At 45.9% G+C, this 18,530-nt stretch carries 11 protein-coding genes; 7 read left to right on the top strand and 4 right to left on the bottom strand.

From position 1 onward, the window contains the following. Positions 1-19 precede the first annotated feature (19 nt). The 5 genes from ACH59B_RS15920 to ACH59B_RS15900 all read left to right on the top strand — a co-directional run bounded on the left by ACH59B_RS15920 (position 20) and on the right by ACH59B_RS15900 (position 6,955). On the top strand, positions 20-1,702 hold the full coding sequence (locus tag ACH59B_RS15920) for an extracellular solute-binding protein (protein WP_017427838.1): 1,683 nt from the start codon (positions 20-22) through the stop codon (positions 1,700-1,702). Between the two features lie 189 nt (positions 1,703-1,891). Continuing rightward, positions 1,892-2,782, top strand: a complete 891-nt coding sequence (locus tag ACH59B_RS15915; RefSeq protein ID WP_016822416.1) for a sugar ABC transporter permease — start codon at positions 1,892-1,894, stop codon at positions 2,780-2,782. 27 nt (positions 2,783-2,809) lie between these two features. Beyond that, positions 2,810-3,688 (top strand): carbohydrate ABC transporter permease, encoded by an 879-nt coding sequence (locus ACH59B_RS15910; RefSeq protein ID WP_016822415.1) that lies wholly within the window; start codon positions 2,810-2,812, stop codon positions 3,686-3,688. Positions 3,689-3,716: 28 nt separating this feature from the next. Then, positions 3,717-5,804 carry a beta-galactosidase gene (locus ACH59B_RS15905; RefSeq protein ID WP_404302072.1) on the top strand — a complete coding sequence of 696 codons (2,088 nt, stop codon included), beginning with the start codon at positions 3,717-3,719 and terminating at the stop codon, positions 5,802-5,804. Between the two features lie 98 nt (positions 5,805-5,902). Further along, the gene (locus tag ACH59B_RS15900; RefSeq protein WP_404302070.1) at positions 5,903-6,955 is read left to right on the top strand and encodes an arabinogalactan endo-beta-1,4-galactanase; all 1,053 of its coding nucleotides are present in this window, start codon (positions 5,903-5,905) and stop codon (positions 6,953-6,955) included. A gap of 93 nt (positions 6,956-7,048) precedes the next feature. Here ACH59B_RS15900 and ACH59B_RS15895 read toward each other — a convergent pair whose 3' ends face one another. From ACH59B_RS15895 to ACH59B_RS15880, 4 genes are all read right to left on the bottom strand, one after another. Then, positions 7,049-8,812, bottom strand: a complete 1,764-nt coding sequence (locus ACH59B_RS15895) for a methyl-accepting chemotaxis protein (protein ID WP_404302068.1) — start codon at positions 8,810-8,812, stop codon at positions 7,049-7,051. 368 nt (positions 8,813-9,180) lie between these two features. Next, positions 9,181-10,140, bottom strand: a complete 960-nt coding sequence (locus ACH59B_RS15890) for an AEC family transporter (RefSeq protein ID WP_404302066.1) — start codon at positions 10,138-10,140, stop codon at positions 9,181-9,183. Positions 10,141-10,240: 100 nt separating this feature from the next. Then, positions 10,241-11,959, bottom strand: a complete 1,719-nt coding sequence (locus tag ACH59B_RS15885) for an NAD-dependent malic enzyme (RefSeq protein WP_045244409.1) — start codon at positions 11,957-11,959, stop codon at positions 10,241-10,243. A 377-nt stretch (positions 11,960-12,336) separates the two neighbouring features. Then, positions 12,337-13,578 (bottom strand): NarK/NasA family nitrate transporter, encoded by a 1,242-nt coding sequence (locus tag ACH59B_RS15880; protein ID WP_123797373.1) that lies wholly within the window; start codon positions 13,576-13,578, stop codon positions 12,337-12,339. Between the two features lie 433 nt (positions 13,579-14,011). On the opposite strand from ACH59B_RS15880, the gene nirB reads away from it, so the two are divergent. Both nirB and ACH59B_RS15870 read left to right on the top strand, forming a co-directional pair. Beyond that, the gene (nirB, locus tag ACH59B_RS15875; RefSeq protein ID WP_123797372.1) at positions 14,012-16,186 is read left to right on the top strand and encodes a nitrite reductase large subunit NirB; all 2,175 of its coding nucleotides are present in this window, start codon (positions 14,012-14,014) and stop codon (positions 16,184-16,186) included. Positions 16,187-16,230: 44 nt separating this feature from the next. Then, complete coding sequence (locus ACH59B_RS15870) at positions 16,231-18,411, top strand: molybdopterin oxidoreductase family protein (protein WP_404302063.1); 2,181 nt, start codon at positions 16,231-16,233, stop codon at positions 18,409-18,411. The last annotated feature ends 119 nt before the right edge of the window (positions 18,412-18,530 follow it).

The raw sequence follows: 18,530 nt of genomic DNA, 5'->3' as shown, positions 1-18,530 counted from the left end.
TTTTTAGAGGGGGAACAAGATGCGAGTTCATTCGAAGAAAAAGCTATTGTCGTTGCTCGCCGCAACTATGGTATTAGGGGTTGGCCTTGTGGGCTGCTCAGGTGCAGGAAATGATGGGAATGCGGACAGCACAGCTAAAACTGAAAACGTATACAAAGAAAAATACAACCCAGAAGTTACAATATCCACGGTATGGGGGGTAGATCCCGCCTTAAAATTTAAAAATGGCGAATCTATCGAAAATAACGTTGCGACGAAATGGGCCAAAGAGAAATTTGGTATTAATATAAAATCACTCTGGTCTGTCACGGATACAAACGGTGCGTTTGCTACCAAGCTGCGGTTGGCGATGTCCTCTGGCCAGGAGATGCCTGATGTCGTTGTACTGGGAACGGAGAATGAGCAGCTGGCCCAGGATATGATCGATTCCGGTATGTTCGCTGAAGTTGGCCCGTTGTTTGATAAATATGCTTCGGATTCTTGGAAGCAGGCCATGAGTCAGGATACGAATGTATGGAATCAGTATAGCCGGGATGGTAAAAAAATGGGTATCCCTGTGCTTGATTTCGCCTATAACCATGATTATGTATTGTGGGTACGACAAGATTGGTTGGATAAGCTGGGGATGAAGGCTCCTGAGACGATGGATGATCTGGAAAAAGTGATGGATGCCTTTAAAAATAAAAATCCGGACGGATTGGCTCCGGACAAAGTGACCCCGCTCAGCATCGGTTTCAAAACATCCATGAACACTTGGATGGGTGACCCATCCTGGATTTTCGGGGCTTATGGCACACTACCCCAGCAGTGGAACAAAGGTGCAAACGGCAGCTTGGAATATGGCTCTGTCCAGCCTGGCATGAAGCCGGGTCTGCAAAAACTGAGCGAGTGGCTCAAAAAAGGATATATCCCTCAGGAAGCAGCATTATGGGATGAAAATAAAACGACAGAACCTACAGTTGCAGGGACAGCCGGGATGATTCCTGGGCCATATTGGATGAGCGGATGGCCGCTTCAAGATACGGTTAAAAATGCGCCGAGTGCTGTATGGAAGCCGATCAAGATTCCAGCCGGACCTGACAACAAAGCTATGCGCCATGGAACGCAGTACACCAATGGTGTCGTACTCATCAACAAACAAATGCAGCATCCTGAAGCCTTCTTCACATATCAAAATTACTTGTTTGATCATTATGCAAATGCCAAACCGGACGGTGATTTGTCGAATGGGCTGTTTAAGGGCTACGATTATGATTTAGATGCCAATGGAAAGCTGGTGTCTATTGATAAAATACCGGGTGGTTATGTAAACTCTATTCGTTATTTGCTGGTTCGTGATGGTGCACGTATCCCTGATGCCCAAATGAAGGCTTTGTTAAGCTTGGCTGACGGTGCAGAACCGAAAACCAGACTGGAGAAAGATGTAATGGTGAATTACGGGAAAGACACTCCCGCAGCGGCCAAAGTGCTTATGGAACAAAAGGATATCTCTATGAAAGATCAGTTTACAGGACCAACCACGCCAACGATGAAGGCTAAAAAGGATTATCTCGATAAGATTGAAAGCCAGACGTTCAATGAAATTATTTATGGCAAACAGCCGATTTCCGCTTTTGATACCTTTGTACAGACGTGGAAAGCCGCTGGTGGCGAACAAATTACAAAGGAAGTAAACGAATGGTATAAGAGCGTCGAAAAGTAAAAGTTGTCGATGGTGTAAAACAGATTGAAAAAGGCTGTCCCAAGGTGGACAGCCTTTTTACTTCAGCTTCATATGGATTAAATAAAAATGATTGCTTTTGTGCCATGTATGTTGGTTTTTTGAACTGTTGGGACTGCGAAAACGCTTTTATAATTGAGGTATACCATGAGAATTACAGGAGGAACTGCAATGAGAAGTCTGCAACGTACGTGGCCATTTCATATCATGCTGCTGCCAGCCATCATTTTCTTAATTGTATTCAGCTACATTCCAATGGGCGGCATCGTGATGGCCTTTCAAAATTACAAACCTTGGCTAGGCATAACTGGTTCTGAATGGGTTGGACTGGATAATTTCCGCTTTTTGTTCCAACGGGAGGACAGTCTTCAGGTCGTATGGAATACGCTGATTATTGCTGTGTTAAAGATGTTTTTCAATCTGCTGGTTCCGTTTGTTTTTGCTATCCTGCTGAATGAAATTCGCAAGGTCGGACTTCAGCGCTCCATTCAGACATTGGTGTATCTGCCACACTTTCTGTCCTGGGTAATCTTGGGCGGAATTCTGATTGATCTGTTGGCTACTGACGGATTTATGAACCGGATTCTTGGAAGTATAGGAATCCAGCCTATCTTCTTTCTGGGAGATAACAACTGGTTTCGTTTTACCGTCATTGTATCGGACATATGGAAAGAGTTTGGCTACAATACCATCGTATTCCTCGCTGCACTGGCGGGTATCAATCCTTCGTTGTATGAGGCTTCTGAAATGGATGGAGCGAGCCGGTGGAGACAGACGCTGCACATTACTGTACCATCATTGATCCCGATGGTGGTCGTTGTTGGGACGCTTGCCCTTGGTAATGTTCTGAATGCTGGTTTTGACCAGATTTTCAACCTTTATAATCCGCTGGTATACCAAAAAGGCGATATTATTGACACATTCGTCTACCGGACAGCATTGATCAATGGGGAGATGGGCTTTGCTACCGCCATTGGGTTGTTCAAATCCGTTATCAGTATGATTCTCATTCTGATATCTTATCGGCTTGCTTACAAATGGGCAGGTTACCGCATATTCTGATTCCACGAGGCTGAAAGAGGGAGAGTCATGTATCATAAAACAACGCCATACCGCATTTTTAATGTGTTCAACATTTGCTTGCTTGTGATATTGTCTATCATGTGTATCGTTCCACTGATCCATGTGTTGGCGGTATCGTTTAGTGCTAAATCAGCAGCAGATGCCAATCTGGTTGGACTGTGGCCAGTGCAATTTTCTTTAGAAGCCTATAAGAAGACGATGAATAACCCAATTTTTCTGCACTCCATCTGGATTTCCGTCTGCCGAACTGTCTTGGGAACCGGCTTGACGCTGCTGATTACCTTTTTAGCTGCTTATCCGCTTTCGAAGGAAACCACGGTGTTCCGTAGTCGCAACATTTATTCATGGCTGTTTGTATTTAGTATGATTTTTAACGGTGGTCTGGTTCCATTTTATATGGTTATTCAAAAGATTCATCTTATGGACAGCTTCTGGGTACTTGTATTGCCAGGAGCGGTCAATACATTTCTGGTCATTCTTATGCTGAATTTTTTCAGAGGTATCCCCAAAGAGATGGAAGAGGCGGCATTGATCGACGGAGCAGGGCATTTTCGGACATTGTTTAGTATTTTCTTACCGATATCCATGCCTTCCATTGCGACGATTGCGCTGTTCAGTATGGTATTTCATTGGAACTCATGGTTTGATGGTCTGCTCTATTTGAGCAATGCAAAGGATTATCCGCTGGCGACGTTCCTGCAAACTGTAATTATACAGAAGGATATGAGCTCCATGAGCATGAGTCCCAAAGAGATGGAATTACTGTCTCAGACGACGGTTAATGCAGCACAAATTTTCATTGGTGCAGCGCCTATTCTTATTGTATATCCATTTTTACAAAAGTATTTTGTTAAAGGTATGACGTTAGGTTCCGTCAAAGAGTAACAGAACTAATACAAGGAGATGATTTACAGTGACATATCCAAACATAACCAAGTACCCTCCCATTAGTGAGCGAGTTCCGCGTATGCTGCATGGAGCAGACTATAACCCGGAGCAATGGCAGCAATATCCCGAGGTGTTAGCGGAGGATATCCGCTTGATGAAACTAGCCAAATGCAACGTAATGTCTGTCGGCATTTTCTCATGGGTATCCTTGGAGCCTGAGGAAGGTGTATTTACGTTTGAATGGCTGGATCGTATTCTGGATTCGTTTGCTGAGAACGGAATCTATGCGTTTTTGGCCACTCCGAGCGGAGCAAGACCAGCCTGGATGTCGCAAAAATATCCCGAGGTGCTGCGTGTAGGGGTTAACCGTGTCCGTAACTTGCACGGGTTTCGACATAACCACTGTTATACGTCGCCTGTATACCGGGAAAAAGTACGTATCATGAATACGAAGCTGGCTGAGCGATATGCTAATCATCCTGCTGTTATTGGCTGGCACATTTCCAATGAATTTGGTGGAGATTGTCACTGTGATTATTGTCAGGAGGCGTTTCGCGCTTGGGTGCAGGATAAATATGGTACGTTAGATAAACTTAATCATGCATGGTGGACGACATTTTGGAGTCATACAGTTACGGACTGGAGCCAAGTTGAATCTCCGGCACCTCATGGTGAAACGCAGGTTCATGCCATGAATTTGGACTGGAGACGATTTGTAACCGAACAGACCGCAGATTTTATCAAACATGAGATTGTGCCGCTCAAGGCTGCGAATCCGGACATTCCAGTCACAACCAATTTAATGGAGTTTTTTGAAGGATTGAATTACTGGAAGTTTGCTGATCTGCTCGATGTTATATCCTGGGACAGTTATCCGACGTGGCATGACCGTGAAGGGGATGACAGCCGTCAGGCTGCGAGAGTGGCTATGATGCACGATATTATTCGCTCCATTAAAGGTGGGAAACCCTGGATGCTCATGGAAAGTACGCCAAGTTTGACAAACTGGCAAGACGTTAGCAAGCTGAAGCGACCGGGTATGCATCTGCTATCGTCTTTACAGGCTGTGGCGCACGGCTCAGACACCGTTCAATATTTTCAGTGGCGGAAAAGTCGCGGTTCGAGTGAAAAGCTGCATGGTGCAGTCGTCGATCATGTAGGACACGAGCATACTCGGGTATTCGGGGATGTGACAGATGTCGGTCATGCGCTGGAAAAACTGGAAGAGGTGGTCGGTACATCCGTACCGGCTGAGGCCGCAGTCATTTTTGACTGGGAGAACCGTTGGGGAATCAACGATTCACAGGGACCGCGGAACAAAGGCGTGAAATATGAGGAGACAGCTGAAGCACATTATTTGGCTTTATGGGAGCAGGGAGTGCCAGTAGATGTCATTCATATGGATGCAGATTTCTCCAAATATAAACTTTTGGTCGCTCCGATGTTGTATATGGTCCGCAGCGGTGTAGGGGAGCGCATACAGAAGTTTGTCGAAAATGGCGGCATTTTCGTAGCAACCTATTGGTCTGGCATCGTGGATGAACATGATTTATGCTTTCTTGGAGGCTTTCCAGGGCCGCTTCGTAAAACGCTGGGAATCTGGTCGGAAGAGATTGATGGATTGCATGATCATGATCGTAACTACATTATACCGATTGAAGGCAATGAGCTGGATCTACAAGGGGAATATGAAGCTGTTGAATTGTGTGATCTCATTCATACGGAGGGTGCAGAGGTACTGGCTAAGTACGGGACAGACTTTTATGCAGGACGTCCAGCTTTGACGGTGAACCGTTTGGGACAGGGAAAAGCTTATTACATCGCATCACGCAACAACGGACTATTCCATAGTCATTTTTACAAGAGTTTAATTGATGAGGCAGGTCTCAGTAAAGCACTCGATGTGCAGTTGCCACATGGAGTGAACACAGCGATTCGTACCGATGGAGTTCATGATTATATTTTTGTAATGAATTTTACGCATGAGCCGCAAGAGATTACACTGGATGGACGAACTTATGCGGATATGCTTGAAAATCTTGTGGTAGCAGACAGCAGCGTTCAATTGGGTGCCTATGCTGTTAAGGTTCTAAAGACAGCGCGCAATAATTAGAACACGTTATACATGTGATCGCCGCCGATTCCCGAGTGAGGGAGCAGGTGGATTGGCCAGAGGCAATGTGAGTATACAATTTAGATTGGGGATGACTTATGAAAACAGGTAAACGTACTATGGTATTTGCGATGTTGATCTTGTTATCCAGCTTTTTGTACCCATTGGGCTCTGTGGGAGGGGGTGCGGCTTCGGCCGCCCCTGCTTTCGCCAAAGGAGCAGATATAAGCTGGGTCGCAGGGATGGAAGCCCAAGGTATGACCTGGAAGGATAAAAAAGGGGTTCGCCGGGATGTGCTGCAAATTTTACGGGACGATTATCAGATCAATTCGGTTCGTATTCGAGTGTGGGTAAATCCTGACATGAAGGATTATGCAAGCGGATACATGAATGCCGAGAAGGCAGCAGAACTTGCGCAGCGAGCTCAAAAGTTAGGCATGAGCGTTATGCTGACCCTGCATTATAGCGATTCATGGGCTGACCCAGGACAGCAGAACAAGCCTTACGCATGGCGCAATTTTACATTTACACAACTTATGGATGCGGTCTGGTCCCATACCGTCTATGTTATGAACACGATGAAGAGCAAGGGTGTGACACCGGATTGGGTGCAAATCGGCAATGAAACGAACAATGGCATGCTCTGGGATGACGGCAAAGCCTCAGTGAATATGAAAAACTATGCGTGGCTCGTCAATACAGGGAATAACGCTGTTAAATCCGTAAGCAACAGCACCAAGACGATCGTACATTTAGCTAATGGGGATAACAGTTCCGTTTTGAACTGGAACATTGGTGGACTGATTGATAATGGAGCTCAGTTTGACCTTATTGGACTGTCTTTATATCCGTCTTCCTCTGACTGGCAGGGTAAGGTGGATCAGACGATTACCAATGCCAATAGCCTCATTGCGAAATATGGTAAAGGCATTGTTATCAGTGAAATCGGGATGGAATATAATGAACCTGCTGCTTCCAAGGCATTTATTTCTGCAATCAAAACGAAGGTTCGGAGTATCGGAGGCGGTAAAGGCGTGGGCGTATTTTATTGGGAGCCAGCTGCAACCCCAGGTTATAATCAAGGCTATAACAAAGGTGCTTGGCAGGCTGACGGTAAGCCAACCTCAGCGTTGGAAGGCTTTTTAAACTAAAGAACGATGTAAGAGCATATCAAAGAACCTCTAATGTGCATTCTATGCAGATTAGAGGTTCTTTGTTTTATGATGATTGGGTAGTTATAATGTTTAGACTTCCCGGTTTACCTTGAAGAATGAAATAAGCTCTTCCAGCTCCCCGGACATCAATGTAAGCTTGTCCGAAGCTTGGACAATCGAAGCCATAGACTCTGTCTGTTCCCCAATGGTTTGTTCAATTTGTTTGCTGCTGTTGACTGTTTTGCTAACTGTGGAAGACAACTCGTCCGAGGTAGCTGACATTTCCTGCGTGCTGGCCGAGATTTGCTCAGTTGCACTGGATACCTCCTGGATTTGTGACGACACTTTGTTGGACGCTTCTAAAATTTCAGAGAACATTTCGCCTGTCTGCTTCGTAACTTCCAGTCCGACGTGAACTTCTTTTGTACCCAGGCTAATGCCTTTTACAGTTTGTTCAATCTCTTTTTGAATTTCTTCAATAAGCTCTGCAATTTGTTTGGCGGATTCTTGAGACTGTTCAGCCAAATTACGCACTTCTCCAGCTACTACTGCAAAACCTTTGCCTTCTTCGCCGACTCTGGCAGCTTCAATCGAAGCGTTGAGGGCAAGCAGATTCGTTTGGCTGGCAATACCGGTAATGATGCTTACAATATTACTGATTTCGTTAGAACGGTTCTGCAATGCATTAACGGAATCAACTGTACTTTCCATTGTAGTGGAGATAGAGTCCATCTGAGTGGATAGCTTTTGAGCTACCTGATTGCCTTCAACGGAGCGCTTTTCCATGGAATAAGCTTGATCCGCAACAGAAGAGGAGCTTTCAGCGATGGTTTGGATCACTGTAGACATTTCATTCATAGCCCTGGAGCTTTCAAGTGCTGCGTGATCCTGAGCCTCAAGCCCCTGGGTTATTTCCCGGATATTGCTGTTAATGACGTTTGTATTCGTACTGTTTTTCTCGCTGATACTTAACAATTCCTGGGCTGATCCCGTTACTTCTTGCGTCGTATCCTGTACTTTCACCATTGTATCGTTAAGGCGCTTGATCATAGAATTAAATTTTTGATTAATAATACCAAGGTCGTCTAGTCCTGACTTAATTTTCACATTCAGATTACCCTCGCTGACTTCTTCAATTCCCTTCATCAAGGAACGAATTGGGGAGAGCGTGCGTTTTACCAGCAAGTATTGAATCGTCAAGAAGATAGCAAGAAACAGAATGAGCAGTGAAACACCATATACAAGCAGCTTATGAAGACCCGTAGGTACAGAGCTCGCATCTACGTCAAAGTAAATTGCACTTGTGACTTTACCACTTGCGTCTGTAATCGGGTAAACAATCGTAGTCCATGTGCCATATTCGTCCGTATAAAAGCTGCTCAATGCTGATTCATTGGATTGAAGCACTTTATTTACGGCTTCTGCATTTTCGTCAGGCAGAGTGTACATATCCCCAATATTCATCTTCGAGTCTTGGAAAGCTTGAACCAAATTAGTGGGAACGCCAATAATGGAGGTTTGATTTCCTTCTTTTAGTTCTGTCCCAAATATGTAAGCTTGGGCGACATTAGGATAAAATGTGTGAATAGAATCTAGAAATTTACGTAATTCCTGTTGAACAGAACCGTTATAATCTTTTTCGCTTAATGCTTGTTGTACTTTTGTTTTGTCAACATCTTCTGCCCATTTTTTGGTCAGCACTTTAACCTGATCTTGCAGCTGCGTGGTGAGAATGTTCTTTTGAAGTATATAGCTAGATGTGATAAGAATAGCACCTATTAATACGATGTTAAGAAAAGATATTAATAGATTTTTACCAAAAAAGGACATAGTGCTCCACTTCAAGTTTTTCACAAGTTTCTTCTCCTTTAAATTTTAATTTAATGCTACAGTACAGCTATCCCTTATATATTTCGTCAATTTCCTTTATAAATGTTAGCGAATTATTACAATTGGGATATACTTACTGATGGATAATGAAAATAATGATGAGAACCAACAAATTGTATGGAAGCTTACCAAAAATAAAAAGCGGCAACCCACATGCAATAAATGTAGGTCGCCGCTTGCTAGCAAGACAGGATAGCTGGTTTCAACTCAAATACAACTAAATTACTTTATTGTTTGAACAATATTTAAAAAATAAGATAAATGCGGGCGAACGAATGCCCTTAATCATTATATATAACAGTCTTTCGCTGAACGTTGAAAGCTTTCTGTCATTATACAAGTAGTGAAATGAGCAGAGGGAGCGAAAAAAGCGATAATACTGAGCTTATAACAAATGCAGATGCCGCTTCTGTTTCCAGTGATTCATAGCGGGTCGCGATCATAGCGGCTACAGCAGAGCCGGGAAATGCGACAAGCAGTACGGCTTTGGTTACATCCTCAGGGGACAGTCCGATCAGAACAGCAATACCGAGCATAACCATAGGCATTACGATCGCTTTCAGCACAGCGATACTAAGTGCTTTTGGACTGAACGTAATCTTTTTAATCCCAATAGTTACCCCAATAGCAAATAGAGCCGTACCCGCAGTAATATTGCCGATTTGGTCAAACATAGATTGCAAAAGTTTCGGAGCTTGGAATCCGCATAAAGTCAATACAACACCAATCAAGGGTACGCAAGCCAGCGGTTCACTGAGTCCATGAAGGACAGATTTTATAGTGACTTTAAATAAATTGCCTTTTGTGTCGTCAGATTGTGTTGATTTGCGCTGGCCGACCGTTCCCAAAATACTTGCAAGCGGATCAAGAATCGCATTAACAACGATGCCGGTAATCGCAATAGGAATGGCGACTGCCGCACTTCCGAACAAGCTTCCCAAAACGGGAATCCCCATGAATGCAAAAGAGGGCTGTGTCGAATTCAATGCGAACATGGAGGATTCTGTCAGGCCTTTTTTTGCAATCAAGCGATATAAGATGAGCAATACAATATAAAAGCCAATCACCCCAAGCAGCAAAGCAACAAGAAAGGGCCACTTTTGGATTAATGTCTCTCTTGGTGTCGTCGTAATACCAATAAACAAGTGTGCAGGTAAAGCAAATTTGGTTACCAGTGTATTTAGTCCCTTAGAAGAAGCTGGGTTAAAGGCCTTAAAAAAACCTGCAAAATAACCAATTAAAATGACAAAGAAAATAGGAATTAAAATAATAAAGATATGACCTGTAGCCATGATGTCGCCTCCAATAAAGATGTCCGCCAAAAATGGCGGACATCAGTTAAATAATCACTTTGCTTACAGCATGTATAAATTTTGATGTTGTTCGCTATTTTTAAACCAGAACGGCTTCCTGTCCATACTGTTTGATGGGTTTATATTTGCATTCCCACATGGATTCCCGAACCGCTTGTACGATATCATCCGGCTGATGACGCGCTACTCCATCTTGAACGGCTGCCTTGGCGACAGCCACTGCTACAGCTTCAGATACTTCTCGCAGTTCGTTGATTTTTGGCAGCAGGGAAGCACCAGGCTGTGACAAATCAACCATTTGAGCTACTGCATGGGCAGCTGCTGCAAACATACTATCTGTTATAATTTTGGATTTTACTACGATTGCTCCAAGACCAAGACCCGGGAATACAAAAGCATTGTTGGATTGCCCAATTTCAAACGTAATATTGTTGTAGATTACTGGCTCAAAAGGGCTTCCTGTTGCAATAAGCGCTTTTCCTTCAGTCCAGTGGATCAGGTCTTCAGGAGTTGCCTCCGCCAGAGGAGTCGGATTGGACATTGGCATAATAATAGGGCGTTCTGTATGCTTGGCCATCTCTTTCACGATTTCCTCACTAAATGCTCCAGTAACACCGGAAGTTCCGATCATAATCGTCGGTTTCACGCGGCGAATAACTTCAAGCAGAGGGATTTTGCCATCTTCAGCATGCTCCCAGTCACGGCATTCGGCAGCATCACGCACATAAGGGACCTGGAATGGCAAAAGTCCTTCCGTTTCATTGGTAAGCAGGCCACGGTAATCATATGCCCAGAAGTTACGTCTTGCTTCAGCTTCTGACAATCCTTCCAGCATCATGGCCGCACTAATTTGGTCTGCATTGCCGATTCCGGCAGCTCCTGGACCAAACACTAGAACCCGATGCTTGCTCAGAGGGATTCCGGACAATTGGACACCAGACATCACACCTGCAAGTGTAACTGCACCGGTACCTTGAATGTCATCATTAAACGTTAAGATATTATTTCCGTACTTATTAATAATATTCCGAGCATTGACGTTACCTAGATCTTCCCAGTGCAGCAGTGCGTTCGGGAAAGAAGAAAGTGCAGCTTGAACATAAGTATCAATAAATTGATCATATTGTTCTCCACGTACACGCTTATGACGATTCCCCATGTATAAAGGATCTTCTAACAGCTTTTCATTGTTTGTACCTGCATCCAGCACAACGGCCAGTACCCGGCTAGGATCAATACCAGCAGCGGCTGTATATACAGCAAGCTTACCAATAGAGATGTTAATACCGCCAACTCCCCAGTCCCCAATTCCCAAAATACTTTCAGAATCTGTGGCTACGATCAGATCGATATCATCAGGACCCAAGTTCAAATTTTTAAAAGCTTCTTTGATGCCAGCAAGATTATCAATAGATAGATACATACCGCCCGGTTTATGATATTCATGACTGTATTCCTGAATAGCCTGACCGACTGTTGGTGTATAGACAATCGGAAGCATCTCGCTCAAGTGCTCGGAAAGCAAACGATAATAAAGGACAGTATTCCGATTAAAAAGATCATTTAATGCAACGTTTTTACGTAAATTATCCGGTTGGCTTTGAAATTGCTCATACACCCGTTGAACCTGTTCCTCAATCGTGAGTATGGTAGGAGGAAGGAGGCCGTCAAGTCCAAGTTGCTGACGTTCTTCTAGCGTAAAAGCCACTCCTTTGTTCAGCAGTGGGTTGGCAAGAAGATCTTTTCCGGTTAATTTAGTTTCGATAGTTCCATTTTCCGTAACATGAAAAGCACGCATTTCCAATTCCTTCTTTCTAAAAAATACATTCGGTTAATCCTTGAACAATTCGTGAACAAGTATACGCCTTATTTTAAACCAAGTGAACAAGTATGTTGTGTGAAAAATGGTTATATAAGTGTTTACATAAGAAAAAATATGAAAATTAAAGCGGTTTTCAATGATTTTCAAATGAAAAATTCATTGAATTTTCATAATATTTTCGGTAAATATTCAATAAGTGTGACTTTTTTCATAGCTCTTATAATTTGATTGAATATGTATAGAGGAATAGCTTAACTTCATTTTTCTATAAATGAAGTTAAGCTATTTTTTATTATAAGGGATAATTGAGGCTTAAAATCTAAACGTTTGGTGGCTGTCTATTTAGTGGATAGTCAGATATTTAATTCTCCGATTCGGTTTACGGCTTCATTAGCGCCTGGAGCAGAGCGTTGCATCCAGCTGTTGCGCCATTTCAATTGCATGATAATGACGAGGACAAAAGCACAGAATGTGATCAGACTTAGACAGATGAAGCCAGGCATGTAAGAACCCGTTAATTTGTACAGATGGCCCAGAATAAGAGGAAGACAGTATCCGCCTATGCCACCAGCAGCCCCGACGATGCCGGTCATAAGCCCGATTTCGTTGCCGAATCGCTGCGGCACAAGCTGGAATACGGAGCCGTTGCCAGCCCCAAGGCACATCATGCCTACGAACAGCAGAACTACGACTACGGCAAGTGGTGGCAAAAATGCTATGCTGGCGAGCATCATCCCGGCCCCGGCATACAAATACATTAACATGCGAGAACCACCAATCCGGTCAGACAAAAAGCCGCCTACAGGACGAAAGAAGCTTCCGGCAATCACACAAACGGTTGCAAAATCAGCGGCATGCACCGCAGAGAGGCCGTATTGGGTATTGAAGAAAATGGTCAAATAATTAGAAAGGCCGACGAACCCACCGAACGTCACGCAATAAAAGGCACAGAACACCCAGGCATCCCTCTGTTTGAGCACCGAAGCATATTGCGCCAGACTTTTTGGTACTGGGCGATGAGGGCTGTTGCGGGCAAAAATACTGAACAGAACAAAGACGATGAAAATTGGGATAATGGCCAATCCAAACACGACCTCCCAACTGCCAAAATGTTGGGCAATACGGTTGGCAAACAAAGTTGCGAGGACGGTCCCGCTGTTGCCGGCACCGGCAATTCCCATGGCCAGACCTTGATGCTCTTTGGGGTACCATTGGCCAGCCAACGGTAGTGCAGCTGCAAATGAGGCGCCGGCCACACCCAGAAGCAGGGCGACAGTGTACAACTGCTCCAGCGAATCAACCCACAGCCAGCCGAGCAGGAGAGGAATGATCGTGATAAGCATACCGATCTGTCCCGTGAGCTTCGGACCGATATAATCTGACATGAATCCAAGCACGAGTCGCAACAGAGAGCCGCTGAGTATCGGGAGAGCGACAAGGTTGGCTTTTTGTACAGGGTCCATTGGATAATCATTAGCAATGACAACGACCAACGGTCCAATCATTCCCCATATCATAAAGCTAATATCAAAATACAAAAAAGAGCCAAAAAGGGTGGGCTTGTGTCCGCTGTGCCAGAAACTTTTTTTCTTCATTCTCCATCTCTCCTGTTCTTATTGGGGTTTGTAGAGCTCAGGCCTTAGACTTCAGCCCTCTGCTGAACATAAAAAGCCGCAAATCGTCCCGTCATTGATATTGGGAACGTTTTGCGGCTTCATTGCCGTGTTTGACACACTTCATTGTGCATCGCTTGGGTATGATCACATGGTAGTGATTTTAATTCAAATTATAAAAAGATATTCTACTTGTGTCAATATACATAACATTAAAATTATAATAAATTAAAAAATAGGTTTAAATACAGGTTTCATGTATTGAATATTGACATAATACTCACAATTCAGTAATCTTAAGTACATATCGGTACAACGATGTGCCGACATTTACGGCAACGGTGCCCTTTTCCATCGAATGGAGAAGGGCTTTTTCTGTCTTATTTTAGGTTCAGAGAATGGGGCTGGATTAATTATGATAAAAAGACTGGTCGTCATCGGTAATGGTATGGCAGGCATCAAATGTGTTGAGGAAATTCTCAGTCTGGAGCCGGAGCGATTCCAAATCACAATATTTGGTGCAGAGCCACGTCCCGGGTACAATCGTGTGCTCCTGTCCAAAATGCTTCAGGAGGAGAGCTCGTTCCAACATATTGTTACCCATAGCTGGGACTGGTACGAAGAAAATGGGGTAAAGTTGCAAGCTGGTGAACGTGTGTGTCGTATTGATGTAGCAACCGGTATGGTGGAAACGGAATCCGGCATTCAAGAGCCCTATGACATTCTCATACTGGCAACTGGCTCTTTGCCTTTCATACCTCCCATTCCCGGAGTCCGAAAAGAGGGAGTAATCGCTTTTCGTGATGTAAATGACTGTGAAACCATGGCCAGATATGCCAAAACGTATCGCAAGGCCACCGTCATCGGAGGAGGGCTATTGGGGCTTGAGGCTGCTCAAGGCTTGCTGAATCTAGGGATGGAAACTGACGTTGTTCATAATGCGCAGTATCTGATGAATCGTCAGCTTGACCGTACTGCGGCTGTGCTTTTACAACGGCGGTTGGAGCAGCAGGGCATGCGGTTTCATTTGGCGAAGGATACGGTCAATATTATAGGCCGCAACCGGGCACAAGGATTGATGTTTGCGGACGGGAACAGATTGGAAACAGACTTGGTCGTGCTGGCGGTTGGTATCCGGCCCAATATCGCTTTGGCTCAGGACAGTGGTCTGACAGTAAACCGTGCCATTGTCGTGGATGATTATATGCGCACGAGTATTCCTGGTATTTACGCAGTTGGCGAATGTGCTGAGCACCGTGGAATTTCATATGGGCTGGTGGCGCCGCTATATGAGCAGGGCAAAGTGCTGGCAAAGGTGATTTGTGGTCGTGAAACGGCTCCTTATGAAGGGACGGTTCCCTATGCCCAGCTCAAGGTTGCGGGAATTCATGTGTTTTCGGCAGGAGACATTCGTGAAGAGGGAAACGAGATTGCGATCATGGAATATAACGGTATGCAGGAGATGTACAAAAAAGTGATGATGCGCGCTGGCGCTATTACTGGAGCGATTTTATTCGGGGATACGGCGGAAAGCACCTCGCTGCTTGGAATGGTACGGCGCGGCGCGCCACCTACAGGGCTTACACCTCAGAATAACAGCAAAAGCAAAGCAGAGGATGCTGCGGAAGCATTGCCCGAAGGAGAGACGGTATGCGCATGTAACGGTGTGAGCAAGGGGGATATCTTGCGAGTGATTGCCACGGATAAGCTGAAAACAGTCGAAGAGGTGAAGAGCCGGACCAAAGCGTCCGGTTCCTGCGGTGGTTGCCGGCCGCTAGTGGCTGCACTGGTCAAAAATGGTTTGTCCCGAGCGACAGCTTCTGGACCTGTGGTTACTCCGACTGCTCAAGAGGTTGTCCCTGTGTGTGGTTGTACGCATTATGATCATGATTCGCTTAAGACAGCGATGGTGGACGCAGTTTGTCGAACTCTAGAGGAAGTAGTATCTCGTCTCGGTTGGACCAGGCAGCAGGGCTGTGAATTATGTCGTCCTGCTGTACTTTATTATCTGGAATCTCTAGGTTTGCGGAACGGATCTGCAACAAATCAACTGGGAATAGGCGTTGCGCTTCAGCCCACCGTACCATACGAAGGGGAAGCGGGTTCTGTGGGCCTGAGTTTTACAAATTTGGATGTTGAACGTAGGGATTTTGTTGATCCTGCCCCGATCGATCAGGCTTCTGGTGGAGTGATCTGGCTGAGAGAGCGGCTGGCAGCAGTATGGGGCAGTCTTTCATTACCGTCACCAGTTGCGGTTGCTGTTAGTCCGGGTTCAGAGTATCCCGATGGCGTGCTTGTCCATGACATTGGAATCTCCCGATCTCCAGCAGGTTGGGAGGTTTATGCTGGTGGCCATGCAGGACATCCGGTTCGTCAGGGGTTGCTGCTTGGATTGGAGGAGAATCCGGAAGAAGTGGTGCTGATGGTTGTAACCTGCTTGCAAATATACAGGCATAGTGCTAGGTATGGGGAGAAAATGTGGGAATGGATTGAACGGACTGGCGTTCTAGCGCTGCGGGAAAGTGTGCTCGACGTTACTCTGCGAAGTGAGCTGACCGTTAGCCTGCGGTCCACCATGCTGACAGGTTAACGGATTGTGGGAGTTGTAGTGAATGGAGAGGGAAGGTGACTTTTATGTGTCAGTTAGGAGAAAACAAACTGGAAGCCGGTCAATACGTCCTCCCTGTGGTGGAGACACAGTGCCCATTTTGCAGCGTGCAATGTAAGATGACCGTTAGTACGGAAACGGAAGCACTCGCGGGTATCGTTCGAACGGTGTATAAAGCGGAAGGGAAACCTAATGCAGCCTCACAAGGCAGGTTGTGCATCAAGGGAATGAATGCGCATCAGCATGCAACTCATGCAGAAAGGCTGACACAGCCTCTCCTGCGCAAAGAGGGCAGGCTCGTTCCTGTCCCATGGGGAGAGGCGATGGATGCTGTAACTAACAGTTTCTCCTCGCTACTGTCCACGCAGGGTCCTGATGGAATCGGCATTTACGGCGGAGGCTCACTATCGAATGAAACGGCTTATTTACTTGGGAAATTTGCCAGAGTGGCTATAGGTACGCGCTATATTGATTATAACGGGCGCTTCTGCATGTCGGCGGCAGCATCTGCTGGTAGCAAAGTGTTTGGTATTGACCGCGGACTGACCTGCAGGCTGGCTGATATTCCGTTGGCTCGTTGTATTGTGCTTGCAGGTACGAATATCGCTGAATGTCAGCCGACGTTAATGCCTTATTTTCACCAAGCGAAGGAAAATGGTGCGTTTGTCATCGTAATTGACCCGCGCGCGACACCCACAGCGGCAATAGCCGATCTGCACCTGCAAATCAGACCGGGTACGGATGCTGTGCTGGCCAATGCCATGCTAAAGGTCATCGTGGATGAGGGATTGGTAAATGAAGAATTTATCCGCAAGCGGACCAACGGGTATGAACAGTTGTTGACTCATTTGGATGGGGTGGATCTGAACGAATCAGCTGCGCTGTGCGGAGTCGAGGCAGAGATGATCCGGCAGGCAGCGCGTGCCTTTGGCAGTGTGGAAACGGGTATCGTTTTTACTGCCAGGGGTGTCGAACAGCAGACGGATGGGCACATGGCAGTGCGTGCATTTCTTAATCTTGTGCTGGCCACCGGAAAGATTGGAAGAGAAGGGTGTGGGTATGGGGCCATCACAGGTCAGGGAAACGGGCAAGGGGGACGAGAGCACGGTCAAAAGGCTGACCAGCTTCCTGGCTACAGATCGATTGAGAATGAAGAAGATCGAGCCTATGTTGCGTCCGTGTGGGGAGTTGAACCAAGCAGCTTGCCGGGAAAAGGAGTGTCGGCCTATGAAATGATGGAACTGGTTCATCAGAGAAAAATCCAAGCGCTGTTCGTGATGGGCTCTAATCCTGTTGTGTCTAACCCGAATGCACGGTTGGTTGAGGACGCGCTGGAAAAGCTGGATTTGTTGATTGTGGCGGATATGTTTCTCACTGAAACGGCACGAATGGCCGACGTTGTTTTGCCTGTGACGTCTTATTTGGAGAATACGGGAACGATGACTAATCTGGAAGGCCGCGTTTTGCTGCGGGAAGCGGTGCGCCTTGCACCGGGCGAAGCTAGAGATGACTGGAGCATTTTATGTCAAATAGCTGCAAGGTTGAACAAGGGGAGGTACTTCGCATATAAAGATGCAGAGGATATCTTTGAAGAACTGCGTCTCGCTAGCCGAGGGGGACTTGCTGATTATTACGGGATCACTTATGACAGGCTGCGTCGCGAGGAAGGGGTGTATTGGCCATGCCCATCTATGGATGAAGCTGGTACGGATACGATGTTTCGGGAAAGTTTTGCTCTTTCCGACCGAAGGGCTGTTTTTACAGTGGTTGAAAGCTGTGGAGCAGGAGAAGAAATATCCGAGGAATATCCGCTTACTTTAACGAATGGCCGCGTGCTGGCTCACTATTTGACTGGCGCGCAAACACGCAGAAGTCCTTCGCTGGCCGCGCGTGAGATTGAGAATTATGTAGAAATTCATCCGCGTACTGCGCAGCGCTGGTATATCAGGGACGGGGAGTGGGTGGAAATAACATCCCAGCGCGGCAGCTTCACCGTCCGCAGCCGGATCAGGCCACATATTCGCGAAGACACGCTTTTCGTGCCCATGCATTGGGGCGGGACGCAAAATGTAAATCGGGCGACCCGTCCCGACCTTGATCCGTTCTGCCGGATGCCCGGCTTCAAGACGGCAGCTGTACGCATCCGTCCCCTCCGCCTAGCTGTATCTGCAACCAGTGGACATAACGGGGAGTGGTCACAGTTCTAGAACAGGAAGGTGTGAGTGCATCTTCTTTTTCTTGCATAAAAGGCCGCCCCTTTTGCATGAGCATGGGGGGGACCTTTTTGAGTAGTTCAGTTTATGTCCTGATAAATGCGGGACTGCAG

This window comes from Paenibacillus sp. DP01 (assembly GCF_044784315.1).
In the GTDB taxonomy this organism is placed as follows: Bacteria; Bacillota; Bacilli; order Paenibacillales; family Paenibacillaceae; genus Paenibacillus; species Paenibacillus polymyxa.
This window is presented reverse-complemented; position numbering and strand designations above follow the sequence as displayed.

Excerpts from the sequence above, each read along its gene's own strand:
- ACH59B_RS15920 (WP_017427838.1), top strand. The coding sequence starts at position 20 with ATGCGAGTTCATTCGAAGAAAAAGCTATTGTCGTTGCTCGCCGCAACT.
- ACH59B_RS15915 (WP_016822416.1), top strand. The coding sequence starts at position 1,892 with ATGAGAAGTCTGCAACGTACGTGGCCATTTCATATCATGCTGCTGCCA.
- ACH59B_RS15910 (WP_016822415.1), top strand. The coding sequence starts at position 2,810 with ATGTATCATAAAACAACGCCATACCGCATTTTTAATGTGTTCAACATT.
- ACH59B_RS15900 (WP_404302070.1), top strand. The coding sequence starts at position 5,903 with ATGAAAACAGGTAAACGTACTATGGTATTTGCGATGTTGATCTTGTTA.
- ACH59B_RS15890 (WP_404302066.1), bottom strand. The coding sequence starts at position 10,140 with ATGGCTACAGGTCATATCTTTATTATTTTAATTCCTATTTTCTTTGTC.
- ACH59B_RS15885 (WP_045244409.1), bottom strand. The coding sequence starts at position 11,959 with ATGCGTGCTTTTCATGTTACGGAAAATGGAACTATCGAAACTAAATTA.
- ACH59B_RS15880 (WP_123797373.1), bottom strand. The coding sequence starts at position 13,578 with ATGAAGAAAAAAAGTTTCTGGCACAGCGGACACAAGCCCACCCTTTTT.
- nirB (WP_123797372.1), top strand. The coding sequence starts at position 14,012 with ATGATAAAAAGACTGGTCGTCATCGGTAATGGTATGGCAGGCATCAAA.
- ACH59B_RS15870 (WP_404302063.1), top strand. The coding sequence starts at position 16,231 with ATGTGTCAGTTAGGAGAAAACAAACTGGAAGCCGGTCAATACGTCCTC.